The organism is Clavibacter phaseoli (assembly GCF_021922925.1).
Taxonomy (GTDB): Bacteria; Actinomycetota; Actinomycetes; order Actinomycetales; family Microbacteriaceae; genus Clavibacter; species Clavibacter phaseoli.
In genome coordinates, this window is sequence record NZ_CP040786.1 from 1,620,279 (window position 1) to 1,637,076 (window position 16,798).

The following is a 16,798-nucleotide window of genomic DNA, read 5'->3' on the forward strand; positions in this document are numbered from 1 at the left end:
GCGGATCCGCGTCAGCGCAGCGCGGTCGTCGCGCGGTCGCGCCGGGTGAGGTCCTGGTGCGTCGCGGTCGCGCGCCAGCCGTCGGCGTCGAGCAGGGCGCGGATCGCGTCGCCCTGCAGCTCGCCGTGCTCGATCACGAGCGCGCCTCCCGGGTGCAGCAGCCGCCTGGCGGTCGTCGAGACCAGCCGCACCAGGTCGAGGCCGTCCGCGCCGCCGTAGAGCGCGAGCGCGGGATCGTGCAGCCGCACCTCGGGGTCGCGCGGGATCGCGTCGACCGGGATGTAGGGCGGGTTCGAGACGACGACCGAGACCGTGCCGTCGAGCCCCGGGAACGCGTGGGCGAGGTCGCCGAGCACGAGGTCGACGCGGGGCGCGATGCGCTCGACGTTGCGGGCCGTCCAGGCGTGCGCCTCGGGCGAGACCTCGATCGCGTGCACGCGCGCGTGCGGCACCTCGGTCGCGAGCGCGAGGGCGAGCGCGCCGGATCCCGTGCCGAGGTCCACCGCGACGGGCGCCTCGCCGGGGGCGGCGGAGAGCGCGTCGATGGCGAGCTGCGCCACGTGCTCGGTCTCGGGCCGCGGGACGAACACGCCGGGACCCACGAGGAGCTCGAGCGAGCGGAAGTGCGCGACGCCGGTGATGTGCTGCAGCGGCTCGCGGCGGGCGCGGCGGGCGGTCAGCGCCAGGACGCGCGCGGCGTCCGCGGCGTCGACGGCCGCGCGCGTGACGGCGCGCGACTGCACCTGCCCCCGCGAGAGCCCGAGGACGTGGCCCACGAGGAGCTCCGCGTCGACCGCGGGATCCTCGATGCCGGCGGCCGCGAGCGCCTGCCCGACCCGCATGCGGAGGGCGTCCACGGTGACCGGGACGCCCTCCTCGTCAGCCACGGGCGAGCGGGCCGGGCGCGGCGGTCACGCGTCGGTCCCGAGCGCGTCGAGCCGCGCCTCCTCGTCGGCCAGGATGCAGGACTCCACGACCGGGTCGAGGGCGCCGTTCATCACGGCGTCGAGGTTGTACGCCTTGTATCCCGTGCGGTGGTCCGCGATGCGGTTCTCCGGGAAGTTGTACGTGCGGATGCGCTCGGACCGGTCCATCGTGCGGATCTGGCTGCGGCGCACGGCCGAGGCCTCCGCGTCGATCTCCTCCTGCTGCTTCGCGAGGACGCGCGCGCGGAGCACGCGCATGCCGGCCTCGCGGTTCTGCAGCTGGCTCTTCTCGTTCTGCATCGCGACCACGATGCCCGTGGGCAGGTGGGTGATGCGGACGGCGGAGTCGGTCGTGTTGACAGACTGGCCGCCGGGGCCGGACGAGCGGTACACGTCGATCTTGAGGTCGTTGGGGTTGATGTCGACCTCCTCGACCTCCTCCACCTCGGGGATCACGAGGACGCCCGCGGCCGAGGTGTGGATGCGCCCCTGCGACTCGGTCGCCGGCACGCGCTGCACGCGGTGCACGCCGCCCTCGTACTTGAGGTGCGCCCACACGCCGAGCGCGGGGTCGTCGGACGTGCCCTTGATGGCGACCTGGACGTCCTTGTACCCGCCGAGGTCGCTCTGCGTCTGGCTGAGGACCTCGGTCTTCCATCGGCGCGACTCGGCGTAGTGCAGGTACATCCGGAGCAGGTCGGCGGCGAACAGCGCGCTCTCGGCGCCGCCCTCCCCCATCTTGATCTCCATGATCACGTCGCGCGCGTCGTCGGGGTCGCGGGGGATCAGGAGACGCCGGAGCTTCTCCTGCGCCGCATCGAGCGACTCCTCGAGGCCGGGGATCTCGTCGGCGAACGCCGGGTCCTCCTCGGCCAGCTCGCGCGCGGCGGCCAGGTCGTCGCCGAGCTGGGTCCACTCCGCGTGCGCGGCGACGATCCGGCTCAGCTCCGCGTAGCGGCGGTTGACCTTGCGGGATCGCGACGCGTCGGCGTGGAGCTCGGGGTCGCCCAACTGCTGCTGGAGCTCCTCGTGCTCCTCCAGCAGCTGGACGACGGACTCGAACACGCGTCAGCCCTTCTCGTGCGCGCCGTGCCCGTGGCTCTGGTGGGACACGCCGTTGCCGGTATTGGGCATGGAGGCCTGGACCTTCATGAGGAACTCGACGTTGGAGGTCGTCTCCTTGAGGCGGCTGAGGACGATCTCGAGGGCCTGCTGCTGCTCGAGCCCGGCGAGGGCGCGGCGCAGCTTCCAGGTGACCTTGACCTCGTCGGCGCCCATGAGCATCTCCTCGCGGCGCGTGCCGGAGGCGTTGACGTCGACGGCGGGGAAGATCCGCTTGTCGGCGAGGGCGCGCGAGAGTCGGAGCTCCATGTTGCCGGTGCCCTTGAACTCCTCGAAGATGACCTCGTCCATCTTGGATCCGGTCTCGACGAGCGCCGTGGCGAGGATCGTGAGCGATCCGCCGTGCTCGATGTTGCGCGCGGCGCCGAAGAAGCGCTTCGGCGGGTAGAGCGCCGACGAGTCGACGCCGCCCGAGAGGATCCGGCCCGACGCGGGCGCCGCGAGGTTGTACGCGCGGCCGAGGCGGGTGATGGAGTCGAGCAGCACGACCACGTCGTGGCCGAGCTCCACGAGGCGCTTGGCGCGCTCGATGGCGAGCTCGGCGACCGTGGTGTGGTCCTCGGCGGGACGGTCGAAGGTCGAGGCGATGACCTCGCCCTTCACCGTGCGCTGCATGTCGGTGACCTCCTCGGGACGCTCGTCGACCAGCACGACCATGAGGTGGACCTCGGGGTTGTTGGTGGCGATGGCGTTCGCGATGGCCTGGAGCACGAGCGTCTTGCCGGCCTTGGGCGGCGAGACGATGAGGCCGCGCTGGCCCTTGCCGATCGGCGACACGAGGTCGATGATCCGCGTGGTCAGCTTGGCCGGCTCGGTCTCGAGGCTGAGGCGGTCCTGCGGGTAGAGCGGCGTGAGCTTGCCGAACTCGACGCGGTTCACCGCCTCCTCGGGCGGCAGGCCGTTGACCGAGTCGATCTTCACGATCGCGTTGTACTTCTGGCGGCTCTGGCTGTCGTTCTCGCGCGGCTGGCGGATCGCGCCGACGATGGCATCGCCCTTGCGCAGCGAGTGCTTCTTGACCTGGCCGAGCGAGACGTAGACGTCGTTCGTGCCGGGCAGGTAGCCGCTCGTGCGGACGAACGCGTAGTTGTCGAGCACGTCGAGGATGCCCGCGACGGGCAGGAGGACGTCGTCCTCGGTGACCTCGGGCTCGAAGTCGTCGCCGCCCTGGCCGCGGCCGCGCTTGCGGTCGCGGTACCGGCTGCGGCCGCCGCGGTCGTCGTCGCGGCCGAGGTCGGCGCGGGCCTGGTCGGCGCGCACGTCCTGCGTGCGGTCGCCCTGGCCGCGGCCGCTCTGGCGCTGGCGACCCGTGCGGGCCTCCTCCTGAGCCTCGTCGTCGGCGTCCTGCTCGCGCGGGGCCTGGTCGCGGGGCGCCTGGTCGCGGCCGCCCTGCTGCTGGTCGTCCTGGTCGCGACCGCGGTCGCGGTTGCGGCGGTTGCGGCTGCGGTTGCGGCCGCCCTCGCGACCCTCGCGGCCCTGCTCGTCGCGGCGTCCGCCCTGGTCGTCGGCGTCGCGCTCGTCACGCGGCGCGTCGGCCTGCTCGGACGCGGCGGGGGCCTCGTCGGCGGCGTCCTGCGCGGGGGCGTCCTGCGCGGCGCCGCGGTCGGCGCCGTCCTGGGCGTCGCGGCCTCCGCGGCGACGGCCGCGGCCGGAGCGCTGAGCGGGGGCCTGCTCCTCGGCGGGCGCCTCGGCGGCGGGCGCCTCGGCGTCGGCGGGGACGAGCTGGTCGGCGGTCTGGCCGCTGTTCACGTGCTGCGCGGCCTGGCGCGGGGCCTCGGCGGCGGGGTCCACGACGCCGGAGCTCGTGGCGCGGCGGGATCCGCGGCGTCCGGCGGGCGCCTCGGTGCGGGGCTGCTCGGCGCGGGGTGCCTCGGTGCGGGGCTCCTGCGTGCGGCCGCTCGTGGCCTCGGCGATGCGGGCCTCGAGGCCGGTGCCGGCGGGCTCGACCGCGGCGGGCGCATCGACGGGCTCCGCGATGCGCTCGGGCACGATGCGGGCGGTGCTGGCGCGGCGGGATCCGCGGCCGGAGCGCGCGGGCTGCTCGGCGGGGGTCGCGTCCGCGGCCGGGGCGGCATCTGCGACGGGAGCGGCCTCCGCGGTCGGGGCGGCGTCGGCCGTCGGGGCGGCGTCGGCGACGACGGGCTCCGAGGTGGGGGCCTCCTCGACGACGGCGGCGGGCTCGGCGACCGCGGGGGTCGCCTCGCTCGCCTCGGCGGGCGCGGCGGCCTCGGGGGCCGTCGCGTCGGCGGGGACGGTGAGCCCCCGGGCTGCCTGGATCTCGGAGATCGCGGTCACGAGCTCGCCCTTCCGGAGCTTGGAGCCGCCCGGGATCCCGAGCTCGGAGGCGATCGCCTGGAGCTGGGAGACGCGGAGCGCGCTCAGGTCCGCGGTGGTGGCGCGGGTGTCGACATCGGTCATGTGCGTGGGTCCTTTCCCCGATCCGGCGGGACGAAGCCCGTGCGGAGGAGAGCCGATCGCGTGTGTCTCTGCGAAAGCGGCGGACGGTCTGATTCCGTCCGGAGCTGCTGTCGGGCACGAAGGCACGGGATCTTGCAGAGACGACAGCGGATGAGTGGTGAGAACGACCACCGGGACCGGATCTCCGACGCGCATGCGTGGATCCGTTGATTCCGGGGTCGAGCAGAGCCTAGCACCCGGCGCGCCGCCCGCGGAGGGAACGACGCGCCGGGTGCGGGACCCGCGCGATCCGGCTAGGCGGCGGGCGCGGATCCCTCGTCGACGACCTGGACGGTCGAGCCCTTGACGTCGACGGCGAGCATGAGCGCGGTCCACGGGTTCGCGCTGCGCTCGGCGACGAGCTCGGCGGCCGTGAGGCGCTGGCCCGGGTCGCTGCCGAGGACGAGGAGCGAAGGACCCGCGCCGGAGACGACGGCCGCGTAGCCGCGCTCGCGCAGCAGGTGCACGAGCTCGTTCGTCTCGGGCATCGCGGCGGCGCGGTAGTCCTGGTGCAGCCGGTCCTCGGTGGCCGCCAGCAGCAGCTCGGGGCTCTGGATGAGCGCCGCGATGAGCAGCGCCGAGCGCGACACGTTGAAGATCGCGTCCTCGTGCGGCACGGACTCCGGCTGCAGGCTGCGCGCGAGCGCCGTGGACATGGTCGCGACCGGCACCAGCACGAGCGGCGAGACGCCGCGGTGCACGGCGAGCTTCTTGTGCTGCGGGCCCTGGCCGTCGACCCACGCGATGGTGAGGCCGCCGAAGAGCGCGGGCGCGACGTTGTCGGGGTGGCCCTCCATCTCGGTGGCGAGGCGGAGCAGCGCGTCGGCGTCGATCTCGACCGTGCCGGCGAGGAGGCCCTGGGCCGCCATGATCCCGGACACGATGGCGGCGCCCGAGGACCCGAGGCCGCGGCCGTGCGGGATCCGGTTCTCCGCCACGAGGTCGAGGCCGGGCATCGGCTGGTCGAAGGCGGCGAACGTGTGGGCGATGGCCGTGACGACGAGGTTCCGCTCGTCGGTCGGCACCTCGCCCGCGCCCACGCCGCGCACGTCGACCGTGGCGCCGGGCGCGTCGCGCACCGTCACCGTGAGGTCGTCGTACAGCGCGAGCGCGAGGCCGAGCGTGTCGAAGCCGGGGCCGAGGTTGGCGCTCGTCGCGGGCACGCGCACCTGGACGCGGCGGCCGGTCGCGAGCGCCGATCGCATCGGACCGTCGGTCACGACGCGACCAGGTCGAGCACGCCCGCGATCTCGGCGATGTCGACGCCCACGCTCGTGGGGGCGACGTCCGAGCCGTCCGCGGTGCGGAGCGCCCACTGCGGGTCCTTGAGGCCGTGGCCCGTGACCGTGAGGACGACCGTCGCGCCCTTCGGGATCTGGCCGGCCTCGGCGCGCTCGAGGAGCCCGGCGACGCTGATGGCCGACGCGGGCTCGACGAAGATGCCGACCTCCGCGGAGAGGATGCGGTGCGCCTCGAGGATCTTGGCGTCGGAGATCGCGCCGAAGTACCCGTCGGTGAGCAGCTGCGCCTCGAGGGCGAGCTTCCACGACGCGGGGTTGCCGATGCGGATCGCGCTGGCGATCGTGTCGGGGTCCTTCACGATGGCGCCGTCGACGATGGGCGCGCTGCCCGCGGCCTGGAAGCCGAACATGCGGGGCAGCTTCGTGGCGTTGCCCGCCTCGAGGTCCTCGCGGTAGCCGCGCGTGTACGCCGTGTAGTTGCCGGCGTTGCCGACGGGGATGAGGTGGAAGTCGGGCGCGTCGCCGAGCACCTCGACGACCTCGAACGCGCCCGTCTTCTGGCCCTCGATGCGGTCGTTGTTGACCGAGTTGACGAGGTGCACCGGGTAGTTCGCGCTGAGCTCGCGCGCGATGTCGAGGCAGTCGTCGAAGTTGCCGCGCACCTGGAGCAGCTGCGCGTCGTGGGCGACGGCCTGGCTGAGCTTGCCCATCGCGATCTTGCCCTCGGGCACGAGCACGGCGGCCGTGATGCCCGCGTGCGTCGCGTACGCCGCGGCCGACGCCGAGGTGTTGCCGGTCGACGCGCAGATGACGGCCTTCGCGCCGTGCTCGACGGCCTTCGAGATCGCCATGGTCATCCCGCGGTCCTTGAAGGACCCCGTCGGGTTCATGCCCTCGTACTTGACCCAGACCTTCGCGCCCGTGCGGGCGGACAGCGCGGGCGCGGGGATGAGCGGCGTGCCGCCCTCGCCGAGCGTGATGATCGGGGTGGCGTCCGTGACGTCGAGTCGGTCGGCGTATTCGCGGAGCAGTCCGCGCCATTGGTGGGCCATCAGGCTCCTTCTACTCGGAGGACGCTCGCGACTGCCGTCACCGCGTCGAGGTTCGAGACCGCGTCGACGGTGGCCCGGAGGGCCGCGTCGGTGGCGCGGTGCGTGCCGATCACCAGGCTAGCGGTGGGCCGGTCGCCCGCCCCTCCCGCCACGGGGGCCTGGTGCGTGGTCTGCTCGAGCGTCTCCACGGAGACGCCGTGCTCGCTGAACAGGTGCGCGATGCGGGCGAGCACGCCCGGCTCGTCCGCCACCTGCAGCGTGATCTGGTACTGGGTCGTGATGGCGCCGACGGGCAGCGTCTCGAGGTCGGCGTGCGTCGACTCGGCGACGCCCGGGCCGCCGACGACGTGGCGCCGCGCGGCCGAGACGACGTCGCCGAGGACGGCGGACGCGGTCTGCACTCCCCCGGCGCCCGCGCCGTAGAACATGAGGTCGCCCGCGGCCTCGGCCTCGACGAACACGGCGTTGTTCGCGCCGTGCACCGCGGCGAGCGGGTGGTCGCGCGGCACGAGCGCCGGGTAGACGCGCGCGGAGACGGCGTCGCGGCCGGTGGCGGGATCCGTGAGGCGCTCGCAGATGGCGAGCAGCTTGATCACGTAGCCGGCCTTGCGGGCGGAGTCGAACTGCGCGGCCGACAGGCCCGTGATGCCCTCGCGGTGCACGGCCTCGACCGGCACGCGCGTGTGGAAGGCGAGGCTCGCGAGGATGGCGGCCTTCTGGGCGGCGTCGTAGCCCTCGATGTCGGCCGTGGGATCCGCCTCCGCGTAGCCGAGCTCCGTGGCGGTCGCGAGGGCCTCGTCGAAGCCGAGCCCATGGGCGTCCATCTCGTCGAGGATGTAGTTCGTCGTGCCGTTGACGATGCCGAGGATCCGCTCGACCCGGTCGCCCGCGAGGCTGTCGCGGAGGGGCCGGATGATGGGGATCGCGCCGGCCACAGCGGCCTCGTAGTAGAGCTGCGCGCCGACCTGCTCGGCGGCCTCGAAGAGCTCGGGGCCGTGCGTCGCGAGCAGCGCCTTGTTGGCCGTGACGACGTCGGCGCCGGAGGAGATGGCCGCGAGGATGTGGGCCCGGGCCGGCTCGATGCCGCCCATCAGCTCGATGACGATGTCGGCGCCGAGGATGAGCGACTCGGCGTCCGTGGTGAGCAGCTCGCGCGGCACCGACGGGTCGCGCGGCGCGTCCTGGTCGCGGACCGCGATGCCCACGAGCTCGAGCCGCGCGCCCACGCGCTGCGCCAGCTCGTCGCCGTGCTCCCGCATGAGGCGCGCCACCTGGGTGCCGACCGAGCCGCAGCCCAGCAGGGCGACGCGCAGGTTCCGGTACTCGATCATCGTGCTCCGTTCACGTCGGGGGATGCGGCCGCGGGCGTGCCCATGTCGCGGGCCAGCAGGTCGGCCTCGGTCTCGCCGCGGACGATGACGCGCGCCTCGCCGTCGCGCACGGCGACGACGGGCGGGCGGCCGATCCAGTTGTAGTTGCTCGCGAGCGCCCAGCAGTAGGCGCCGGTCGCGGGGACGGCGAGGAGGTCGGCCGGGCGGACGTCGCCCGGCAGGTAGTCGGCGAGGACGACGAGGTCGCCGCTCTCGCAGTGCTTGCCGGCGATGCGCACGAGCGCGGGATCCGCGGCCGAGGCGCGGCCCGCGATCCGCACGGAGTAGTCGGCGCCGTAGAGGGCGGGCCGCGCGTTGTCGCTCATGCCGCCGTCGACGCTCACGTAGCGGCGGACGGCGGTCTCGGCCTCCTCCGCGACGCGCGGGTCCTCGACGTCGCCCGTCGCCGACTCGGCCTCCGCGACCGCGCCGTCGACGCCGCCCACGGTCACGAGCACGTCCTTGACGGTGCCGACCGAGTAGAGGGTGACGGTGGAGGGTCCGACGATGCTGCGGCCGGGCTCGACCGCGATGACGGGCACCGCGATCCCCCGCCGGCCGCACTCGTCGCCGACGATGCGCGCGAGGCGCCGGGCGATCTCCGGCACGGGCACCGGCCGGTCGACCGACGTGTACGCGATGCCGAAGCCGCCGCCGAGGTTGAGCTCGGGGACGGGTCCGTCGGCGAGCAGTCGCTCGTGCAGGTCGAGGAGCCGGCGGGCGGACTCGACGAAGGCGTCGGTCTCGAAGATCTGACTGCCGATGTGCGCGTGCAGGCCCGTGAAGGAGAGGGACGAGTGCGACCGGATGCGGGCGACGAGGTCCGGCGCGTCGGCGAGCGTGATCCCGAACTTCTGGTCCTCGCGGGCGGTGGCGAGGTACTCGTGCGTGTGGGCGTGCACGCCGCTGTTCACGCGGAGGCGCACGGACTGCACGCGGCCGTGCGCGGCGGCCGCGGCGGCGACGCGCTCCACCTCGATGGCGCTGTCGATGACGACCTGGCCGATCCCCGCGCCCACCGCGCGGTCGATCTCGGCGACCGACTTGTTGTTGCCGTGGAAGCCGAGGCGGGAGGGATCCGCGCCGGCCGCGAGCGCGACGGCGAGCTCCCCGCCGGAGCAGACGTCGATGTGGAGGCCCTCCTCGACCATCCACCTCGCGACCTCGATGCTGAGGAACGCCTTGCCCGCGTAGTAGACGCGCGCGCTCGTGCCGACGGCCGCGGCCTCGCGGGTGAACGCGGCGAGCGTCTCGGCGGCGCGGGCGCGGACGTCGTCCTCGTCCATCACGTACAGCGGCGTGCCGAAGCGCGCGGCCAGCTCGGGCGCGGGCACGCCCGCGATGCGGAGGACTCCGTCGTCGTCGCGGGCGGCGCCGCGGGACCAGACGGCCGGATCCAGCGCGTTCGCGTCGTCGGGCGGCCGCAGCCAGGACGGGGCCAGCGGGTTCGCGGTCACTCGGGTCACCTCTTCGGGCGCGGGGCGGACGTGCGGGATGGCGAGCGGACCCGGTGTGGTCCCTGGAGCCGAGGGGGGCGGTGCGAGCCATCCTACCGAGGCGGGACGGGGCCCCCGCCCATGTGACGACGGCTCCCGGCGCCCGGCCGGAGCCCCGCCGGGGCCGCTAGCCGCAGCTGCCGGTGACGCCGAGCGAGTCGCGCGTGAGCTTCACCGAGGACGACCGCACGGTCATCGACGCGCGTCCGTCGGCGACGGTCACGTCCTGCACCTGGACGCCCGCGGGGAGGTACTGCGCGACGCACACGGGGTAGGTGATGTCGCGGATCCCCTGGATGGTCTGCGCGAGGTCGACCTTCAGCGACCCCGCCTGCAGCTCGACCTGCGCGGGCGTGATCACGACCGTCGATCCGTCGCGCAGGACCGGCTCCGCGGCCACGGTGTAGCCGAGCGTGAGGCCGAGCACCCGCGTGGACCCGGAGTAGCCGAGCGTGCCGTCGCCGAAGCGCAGGTCGGGCGGCGTGCCGGCGGTCTTCGCGAGCAGGGCGCTCGCCGGATCCTGGTCCATCGACACGGTCGCGACCACGTCCCCCACGGTGCGCTCCTGGTCGGTCGGCACGTCGGTCGCGACGATGTGCGCCTGGAACGGCGTGCCGTCGGCCTGGAGGTTCGGGCCGTCGAGCACGACGCGGTCGAGCGTGCCGCGGATGAGCTGCGGAATGACCCACTCGCCCTCGATCGAGACGTTCACGCGTCCCGTGATCTGGCCGGGCAGCTGGTCGGCGATCTGCTTCTCCGCCTGGTCCTCGGCGACGCCGCGCACGGTCTGGTCGACGATCCGCAGCCCGAAGGCGAGCCCCACGCCGATCACGGCGAGCACGAGGAGCCAGATGAACACCGTGCCGCCGCGCGGGCCGCGACGGCGGCGGCGGGCCTCCCGCGGGTCGCGGCGCTCGGGCGCCTCGAAGACCTCCGTGCCCTGGAACCGCCCCGCCATGATCCGCTCCCCTACATGCGCTCGGGGGCCGAGACGCCCACGAGGTCGAGCCCGTTGGCGACCACCTGCCGGACCGCGTCGTTCAGCCACAGGCGCGTGCGATGCAGGTCGGTGACCTCCTCGTCGCCCCGCGGGACGACCCGGCAGCTGTCGTACCAGCGGTGGTAGGAGCCCGCGAGCTCCTCGATGTAGCGCGCGACGCGGTGCGGCTCGCGCAGCTCCGCGGCCTGCGCCACAATGCGCGGGAACTCCTGCAGGAGCCCGAGGAGGGCCGACTCGGTCGGGTGCGTGAGGAGCTCCGGCGCGAACGCGCTCCGGTCGACGCCCGACGCGGCCGCGTTGCGGTCCACCGCGCAGGTGCGCGCGTGGGCGTACTGCACGTAGAAGACGGGGTTGTCGTTGGTGCGCTTGCCGAGCACCGCGAGGTCGATGTCGAGGTTCTGGTCGGCGGAGGAGCGCACCAGGGAGTAGCGGCCGGCGTCGACGCCAACCGCGTCGACCAGGTCGTCGAGCGTCACGATCGTGCCGGCGCGCTTGCTCATCTTCACGGGCTCGCCGTCGCGCAGGAGGTTGACCATCTGGCCGATGAGGATCTGCAGGTTGACGCCCGGGGTGTCGCCGAACGCCTCGGCCATCGCCATCATGCGGCCGACGTAGCCGTGGTGGTCGGCGCCCAGCATGATGATGTTCTGCTCGAAGCCGCGCTCGCGCTTGTCGAGGTAGTAGCCGAGGTCGCCCGAGATGTAGGCGGGCTCGCCGGTCGAGCGGATGACCACGCGGTCGCGGTCGTCGCCGAAGGTCGTGGTGCGGAGCCAGACGGCGCCGTCCTCCTCGAAGACGTGGCCGAGCTCCCTCAGGCGCGCGACGGCGCGGTCGACGGCGCCGGACTCGTGCAGCGAGTCCTCGTGGAAGAACACGTCGAAGTCCACGCCGAAGTCGTGCAGCTTCTGCTTGATCTCGCCGAACATCAGCTCGGTGCCCGCGCTGCGGAACACCTCCTGCTGCTCCTCGCGGGAGAGCGCGTCGATGTCGCCGTCGTACCCCTCCACTACGCGCTCGGCGATCTCGCCGATGTAGGCGCCGCCGTAGCCGTCCTCGGGCGTCTCCTCGCCGAGGTGGCTCGCGAGGAGGCTGCGGGCGAAGCGGTCGATCTGGGATCCGTGGTCGTTGAAGTAGTACTCGCGCGTGACGTCCGCGCCCTCCGCCTGGAGGATGCGGGCGAGGCTGTCGCCGACGGCGGCCCAGCGGACGCCGCCCAGGTGGATGGGGCCGGTCGGGTTCGCGGAGACGAACTCGAGGTTGATGCGGATCCCGGCGAGCGTCGTGCCCCGGCCGTACGCGGGGCCCGCGTCGACGATGGTGCGCGCGAGGGCGCCCGCGGCCGCCGCCTCGAGCGTGATGTTGATGAAGCCGGGACCCGCGACGTCGACCTTCGCGACCTGCGGCAGCTCGCCGAGCGCCGCGGCGATGTCGGCCGCCAGCGCGCGCGGGTCCTCGCCCAGCGGCTTCGCGATCCGCATGGCGATGTTGGTGGCCCAGTCGCCGTGGTCGCGGTTGCGCGGGCGCTCGAGCACGACCATCTCGGGGCTGAGGACGAGGGCGTCGCCCCCCGGTCGTCGTCCTGCCGTCCGGGCCACGATCTCGAACAGGGCGCCGGTCAGGTCGGGGGTCGTCATGGGGATCGATCCTACCGGCGGGCGCGCCCCGCCCCGCCCGTGGCACGCGCCCGCCCGGGCCTCCCCCGGCGCGACGGAGCGTCCCAGCGGGGCACCGACCGGGCTCGGTAGGGTGTCGATCCCGCCTCCCGCACGTGGCACGTCGCCGCGCGCCGAGCGTCGCATCCGCGGCGCGCCCGGATCCGAAGGAGCACCACCATGCCCGTCCGCCTCCCCGCGCCCCTCCGCTACCGCCGCGCGCGCGCCGTCCCCGCGGCCGCCACCGGCCTCGCGATCGCCCTCCTCCTCGCCGGCTGCTCGAACCCCGCCCCGCTCCAGCCGGCGACGCCCGCGCCCTCGGCGAGCGCCGGCGGCGGCCAGGCGCAGGGCGGCGGATCCGGCACCGGACCGACCGCCTCCCCCACGCCCGCGCCGCCGAAGGGCACCCCGGTCACCACCACGTGCGACCAGCTGCTGCCCGACCTCGCGGAGTTCGGGCCCGGCTTCGCGAGCGAGGCCCTCCCGGCCGACACCTCCACCGACGGGCTGCGCGACGACGTCCTCGCGATGCAGGGGATCGCCTGCGCCTTCCGCTCGTCGGACGGCACCGCGGTCGAGATCGACGTGGCCCAGCCCGTCGCCGCGGAGCTGCAGTCCCGGCGCGACGCGGCGATCCTCCGGACGGACCCGATCGCGGGCTACCCGTCCGGCGTCGAGGCCTACTTCGAGCTGGAGGACGCCGTCGGCGTCGCGACCATCTACTCCGCGAAGCACATGGTGGTCATGCGCTCCGCGTCGTTCTACGAGCCCGGCGACCACGCCGACCTCGGCAACGCGGTGCTCACGACCGTCGGCGGCTGACCCGGCGCCGTCGGCCGGGCGCCTGCGCGGACGGGCGGTTCAGCCCGGGCGAACGGCTCAGCCCGGGCGAACGGCTCAGCCCGGGCGGGCCTCTCAGCCCAGGCGGACGGGCGCGGCCACGTCGTCGACCGGCAGCTCGTCGACCGTGGCCAGCACCTCCATGCGGGAGATGGTCACGAGGCTCCGCGTGTTCGTGAGGAACGCGGTGTCGGAGGCGTCGCGACCCGTGGAGATCCGCAGCAGGCTCTGGCGGGGCGCGAGCCCGGTGGCGTCGACGACGTGCCACGCGCCGTCCACCCACGCCTCGGCGACCGCGTGGAAGTCCATGGGGCTGAGGCCCGGCGCGTAGACGGCCGCCAGGCGCGCGGGCACGTCCAGCGCGCGGAGCATCGCGATCACGAGGTGGGCGTAGTCGCGGCAGACGCCGCGGCGGGCGAGCAGAGTGCGGACGGCGCCGTCGGTCGGGAGGCTCGATCCGGGCGCGTACCGGAGCGACTCCGCGACGAACGCGCGCACGGCGGCGAGGAGGGGCAGGCCGTCGAGGCCGCGGAACTCGCCGCGCGCCGTGGGGAAGAGCGTGTCCGACTCGCAGTAGCGGCTCGGGCGGCGGTAGATCCAGAGGTCCACCTCGTCGACCGGGGCGGGATCCCGCCGGCCCGTCACGGTGGCGCGGTACTCCATGGTCAGCACGCCCGCGCCGGTCGTCAGCACGTGCAGGCGGGTGTCGTGCCGGTCCACCACCTCGGCCGCCTCGATCGGCCGGCCGTCGAGGGCGAACGCGAGGTGCTCGGAGGCGATGTCGGCGCCGCGGGCGACGGCGACCGCGAAGGCCATCTCGCTCTCGCCGGAGACCTGCAGCTCGAGCATGGAGGAGACGTCGCGGCGCATGGGTCCATCGTGGCATTGGATCCGCCCGAGAGGACGCGCACGGGCGGGCGACACCCGCGTGGCGTCCGTGGGTGCGCGGGGTCGGGCGCCGCGCGGCTCAGGCGGCCGCGGTGCGCGCGGCGTCAGCGGGCTCGCGCAGCGCGCAGGCCTCGGCGAGCGCGTCGAGCAGCGCCGGGAGCTGGTCGCGCGCGGCGCCCGGGTCCTCCGGGTGCCACTGCACGCCGATGACGGGCGCGCTCTCGTGCTCGACCGCCTCCGGCACGCCGTCGGGCGCGACCGCGACGACGCGGAGCCCCGTCCCTGGCCGGTCGACCGCCTGGTGGTGGGCGCTCCGCACGACGACGTCGGTGGATCCGAGCACGCGCGCGAGCCGGCTGCCGGCAGCGACGCGCACGTCGTGGTCGCGCATGACGGCCGTGATCTCCGTCGCGTCGTTGCGGTGCTCCCCCACGCCCTCGATGTGCTGCTGCAGGGTGCCGCCGAGCGCGACGTTGACGATCTGGGCGCCGCGGCAGATGCCGAGCAGCGGCGTGCCCTCGGCGACCGCGCGGCGGACGAGCGCGATCTGCCCGGCGTCGGCGACCTCGCGGTGCGTCGAGCGCCCCTCGTACTCGGCGGGCCCGCCGTAGAAGCGCGGGGCGACGTCCTCGCCGCCCATGATGACGACGGCGTCCGCCTCGCGCGTGCGGGCGAGCAGCGACTCGACGCCCTCGTCCTCCGCGGCGATGTTCTCGACCAGCCAGCCGGCCTCGTCGGCGACCTCGGCGACGCGCGCGTTGAGGCCTTGCACGAGCGTGTTGTACGCGGCGGCCTCGGGGCGGGAGCGGGTCACCTGCACGACGGCGAGGCGGCGGAGGGGGGTGGGCATGGTTCCAGTCTGCGGCGTCGCCCCCGGGATCGCACGCCGCGCGTCATGTTCCGCAACACGCGTCGGCGAATGCGGGCCTCAGGGCCAGACGAGCGTGTGCGACCAGGATCCGTCGGGCCCCGACCGGTACATGATCCGCAGCTGCCCGTGGTCCTCGGTCGCCTGCCAGAACTCGACGACCGTCGGCTGCAGCACGTAGGCGCGCCACGACTCGGCCACGAGCTCCGGATCCTCCTCCACGGCCTCGCGCGCCCGCGCGATCCGCGCGTCGCGCTCGGCGTCGTCGGGCATCGGCTCGCTCTGGTCGCCCGCGATGACCTCGGCGCGCGACGACGGGTGCCGGGCGAGGAAGTCGCGCTCGCTCACCTCGCGGTCGCCGTGGAAGACGGGGCCGGTGGCGCGGATCTGGCGCCCGCGCTCCCGCCAGTACGCGACGAGCGCGGCGCGCGGGTTGGCCTCGAGGTCGCGCCCCTTGGGGCTGTCGGCGAGCGAGGAGAACCAGAGCGCGCCCGGCTCGTCGTCGACCGTGGGCGTCACGTCCTTGAGCAGCAGCGTCCGCGCGCTCGGGCGCCCGTCCGCGTCGGCCGTCGCGAGGACGACCGCGTTCGGCTCGGCCGCGTCGTGGGCGACGGCGTCGCGGATCCACGCGATGACGAGGTCGATCGGGTCATCCGGCAGATGGGCCGGGTCGAGCCCGGGGAAGTCGTGGGGCTTCGGCTTCGCGCCCTTGAGGAGGTCGCGGACCGGGGTGGAGTCGTCGTCGTCAGCCATGCGCCGAGCCTAGGCCGACCGACCGCGGACGCCCGGGGACGCGGACCGGATCGGATCGGACGGCACCACCGGTCCGCACGCCCCCGCGCGGGATGATGCCCCACGCGGGGGCGCGTCTTCGACGTCCTGCGCGAATCGGATTGGTCCGCCTGCCACTGGATTTTTCCAGTACCGGCCGGCGTGGTCGTCTCGCCCGTCCGTGAGTAGGTTCTTCCTCAGGCCCGCTCCCCCAGTTGGGCCCAGCACCACGCGGCGGGAACCCGAGACCCGTCTCGGGCCCCGCCGCGTGTGTTCTCCGCGTCCTCCGCCCGTGCCGCCCCGCGACCGTGCGTCGAGTCGATGCGAAATGGCCCTCGCTTCCGCGCGCACGCCGTCGCCGTCGCCGTCGCCGTCGCCGTCGGCGAGCGTCGATCCGCGGCGGGCGGACTCGGCGGCGGGTGCGGGTCCCCGGACGCACGAGAGGCCGGCCCCGCGGACGGGACCGGCCTCTCACCGCACCAACACGGGATATGGGAAGGTGTGCCCCCAGGAGGATTCGAACCTCCGCCCCTGCCTCCGGAGGGCAGTGCTCTATCCCCTGAGCTATGGGGGCCAGGGTGCGCGCGAGCGCGGATCCAGGGTAGCACCGGCGGCGAGGCCCGCCGCGCCGCCGCCACGGGCCGGCATCGTCGACGCATTCCCTCTCCCGGGGAGACTCCCCGCTCCAGCACAGGCGCGGACCGCCAGGATGGTCCCAGGACGACCGCCGCGCCGCCCGGGCACGGCGGCCCACCCGATCCCCTGAACGAGGAGACCACCCGTGAAGCTGTCCCGCATCGCCGCCGCCGCCACCGGCTTCCTGCGCACGTCGAAGGGCCAGGACGTCGGCCGCACCGCCATCGACAAGGTGTCCGGCATCGCCGACAAGGCCACCGGCAGCAAGCACGCGGACAAGATCCAGAAGGCGCGCCAGGCCGCCGACGACCAGCTCCGCAAGCTCGGCCCCGACGGCGGCCGCGGCGGCCAGGGTCCCGTCCCGCCCGCGACGCCGCCCCGCCGCTGAGCGCCGGCAGCCTCGAGCTCACGCTGGACGCGGCGTCCGACGCCGCGGTCCGTGCGTCCTGGCGCGCCCTCGCCGACGCCGGGCTGCCGAG

General features: G+C 74.5%; 14 protein-coding genes and 1 tRNA gene. 2 read left to right on the plus strand and 13 right to left on the minus strand.

Translation table 11 applies throughout. The features are described from left to right. Nucleotides 1–11 precede the first annotated feature (11 nt). The 9 genes from prmC to argS form a co-directional block, all read right to left on the minus strand. Nucleotides 12–887 (minus strand): peptide chain release factor N(5)-glutamine methyltransferase, encoded by an 876-nt coding sequence (prmC, locus tag FGI33_RS07550; RefSeq protein ID WP_237581575.1) that lies wholly within the window; start codon nucleotides 885–887, stop codon nucleotides 12–14. A gap of 24 nt (nucleotides 888–911) precedes the next feature. Next, nucleotides 912–1,991, minus strand: a complete 1,080-nt coding sequence (gene prfA / locus FGI33_RS07555; RefSeq protein WP_119402993.1) for a peptide chain release factor 1 — start codon at nucleotides 1,989–1,991, stop codon at nucleotides 912–914. A 3-nt stretch (nucleotides 1,992–1,994) separates the two neighbouring features. Then, nucleotides 1,995–4,466 (minus strand): transcription termination factor Rho, encoded by a 2,472-nt coding sequence (gene rho / locus FGI33_RS07560; RefSeq protein ID WP_237581576.1) that lies wholly within the window; start codon nucleotides 4,464–4,466, stop codon nucleotides 1,995–1,997. 293 nt (nucleotides 4,467–4,759) lie between these two features. Further along, nucleotides 4,760–5,710, minus strand: a complete 951-nt coding sequence (gene thrB, locus FGI33_RS07565; protein ID WP_119401980.1) for a homoserine kinase — start codon at nucleotides 5,708–5,710, stop codon at nucleotides 4,760–4,762. Nucleotides 5,711–5,721: 11 nt separating this feature from the next. Further along, nucleotides 5,722–6,798, minus strand: a complete 1,077-nt coding sequence (gene thrC / locus FGI33_RS07570) for a threonine synthase (protein ID WP_079532519.1) — start codon at nucleotides 6,796–6,798, stop codon at nucleotides 5,722–5,724. After that, nucleotides 6,798–8,129, minus strand: a complete 1,332-nt coding sequence (locus FGI33_RS07575; protein WP_119401976.1) for a homoserine dehydrogenase — start codon at nucleotides 8,127–8,129, stop codon at nucleotides 6,798–6,800. Before FGI33_RS07575 ends, thrC begins: the two co-directional genes overlap by 1 nt. After that, on the minus strand, nucleotides 8,126–9,625 hold the full coding sequence (locus FGI33_RS07580; RefSeq protein WP_119434414.1) for a diaminopimelate decarboxylase family protein: 1,500 nt from the start codon (nucleotides 9,623–9,625) through the stop codon (nucleotides 8,126–8,128). Before FGI33_RS07580 ends, FGI33_RS07575 begins: the two co-directional genes overlap by 4 nt. 166 nt (nucleotides 9,626–9,791) lie before the next feature. Then, complete coding sequence (locus FGI33_RS07585) at nucleotides 9,792–10,622, minus strand: LmeA family phospholipid-binding protein (RefSeq protein WP_119401978.1); 831 nt, start codon at nucleotides 10,620–10,622, stop codon at nucleotides 9,792–9,794. Between the two features lie 11 nt (nucleotides 10,623–10,633). Further along, nucleotides 10,634–12,298: an arginine--tRNA ligase gene (gene argS, locus FGI33_RS07590; RefSeq protein ID WP_119434413.1), complete on the minus strand. Its 1,665-nt coding sequence runs from the start codon at nucleotides 12,296–12,298 to the stop codon at nucleotides 10,634–10,636. Nucleotides 12,299–12,496: 198 nt separating this feature from the next. Here argS and FGI33_RS07595 point away from each other — a divergent pair, with 198 nt between their 5' ends. Beyond that, nucleotides 12,497–13,138, plus strand: coding sequence for a hypothetical protein (locus FGI33_RS07595; protein WP_237581578.1), 642 nt, complete (start codon nucleotides 12,497–12,499; stop codon nucleotides 13,136–13,138). Nucleotides 13,139–13,231: 93 nt separating this feature from the next. On the opposite strand, the gene FGI33_RS07600 is transcribed toward FGI33_RS07595, so the two are convergent. The 4 genes from FGI33_RS07600 to FGI33_RS07615 all read right to left on the minus strand — a co-directional run bounded on the left by FGI33_RS07600 (nucleotide 13,232) and on the right by FGI33_RS07615 (nucleotide 16,257). After that, complete coding sequence (locus FGI33_RS07600; protein ID WP_119435647.1) at nucleotides 13,232–14,026, minus strand: transglutaminase-like domain-containing protein; 795 nt, start codon at nucleotides 14,024–14,026, stop codon at nucleotides 13,232–13,234. 97 nt (nucleotides 14,027–14,123) lie between these two features. Next, nucleotides 14,124–14,894, minus strand: a complete 771-nt coding sequence (locus tag FGI33_RS07605; protein WP_237581580.1) for a gamma-glutamyl-gamma-aminobutyrate hydrolase family protein — start codon at nucleotides 14,892–14,894, stop codon at nucleotides 14,124–14,126. 78 nt (nucleotides 14,895–14,972) lie between these two features. Beyond that, nucleotides 14,973–15,665, minus strand: coding sequence for a pyridoxine/pyridoxamine 5'-phosphate oxidase (locus tag FGI33_RS07610; RefSeq protein ID WP_119435456.1), 693 nt, complete (start codon nucleotides 15,663–15,665; stop codon nucleotides 14,973–14,975). Nucleotides 15,666–16,185: 520 nt separating this feature from the next. Further along, nucleotides 16,186–16,257, minus strand: a tRNA-Arg gene (locus FGI33_RS07615). 207 nt (nucleotides 16,258–16,464) lie between these two features. Here FGI33_RS07615 and FGI33_RS07620 point away from each other — a divergent pair. Continuing rightward, complete coding sequence (locus tag FGI33_RS07620; protein WP_043670678.1) at nucleotides 16,465–16,707, plus strand: antitoxin; 243 nt, start codon at nucleotides 16,465–16,467, stop codon at nucleotides 16,705–16,707. Nucleotides 16,708–16,798 lie beyond the last annotated feature (91 nt).

Excerpts from the sequence above, each read along its gene's own strand:
- thrC (WP_079532519.1), bottom strand. The coding sequence starts at position 6,798 with ATGGCCCACCAATGGCGCGGACTGCTCCGCGAATACGCCGACCGACTC.
- thrB (WP_119401980.1), bottom strand. The coding sequence starts at position 5,710 with ATGCGATCGGCGCTCGCGACCGGCCGCCGCGTCCAGGTGCGCGTGCCC.
- FGI33_RS07585 (WP_119401978.1), bottom strand. The coding sequence starts at position 10,622 with ATGGCGGGGCGGTTCCAGGGCACGGAGGTCTTCGAGGCGCCCGAGCGC.
- FGI33_RS07605 (WP_237581580.1), bottom strand. The coding sequence starts at position 14,894 with ATGCCCACCCCCCTCCGCCGCCTCGCCGTCGTGCAGGTGACCCGCTCC.
- argS (WP_119434413.1), bottom strand. The coding sequence starts at position 12,298 with ATGACGACCCCCGACCTGACCGGCGCCCTGTTCGAGATCGTGGCCCGG.
- FGI33_RS07600 (WP_119435647.1), bottom strand. The coding sequence starts at position 14,026 with ATGCGCCGCGACGTCTCCTCCATGCTCGAGCTGCAGGTCTCCGGCGAG.
- rho (WP_237581576.1), bottom strand. The coding sequence starts at position 4,466 with ATGACCGATGTCGACACCCGCGCCACCACCGCGGACCTGAGCGCGCTC.
- FGI33_RS07575 (WP_119401976.1), bottom strand. The coding sequence starts at position 8,129 with ATGATCGAGTACCGGAACCTGCGCGTCGCCCTGCTGGGCTGCGGCTCG.
- FGI33_RS07610 (WP_119435456.1), bottom strand. The coding sequence starts at position 15,665 with ATGGCTGACGACGACGACTCCACCCCGGTCCGCGACCTCCTCAAGGGC.
- FGI33_RS07595 (WP_237581578.1), top strand. The coding sequence starts at position 12,497 with ATGCCCGTCCGCCTCCCCGCGCCCCTCCGCTACCGCCGCGCGCGCGCC.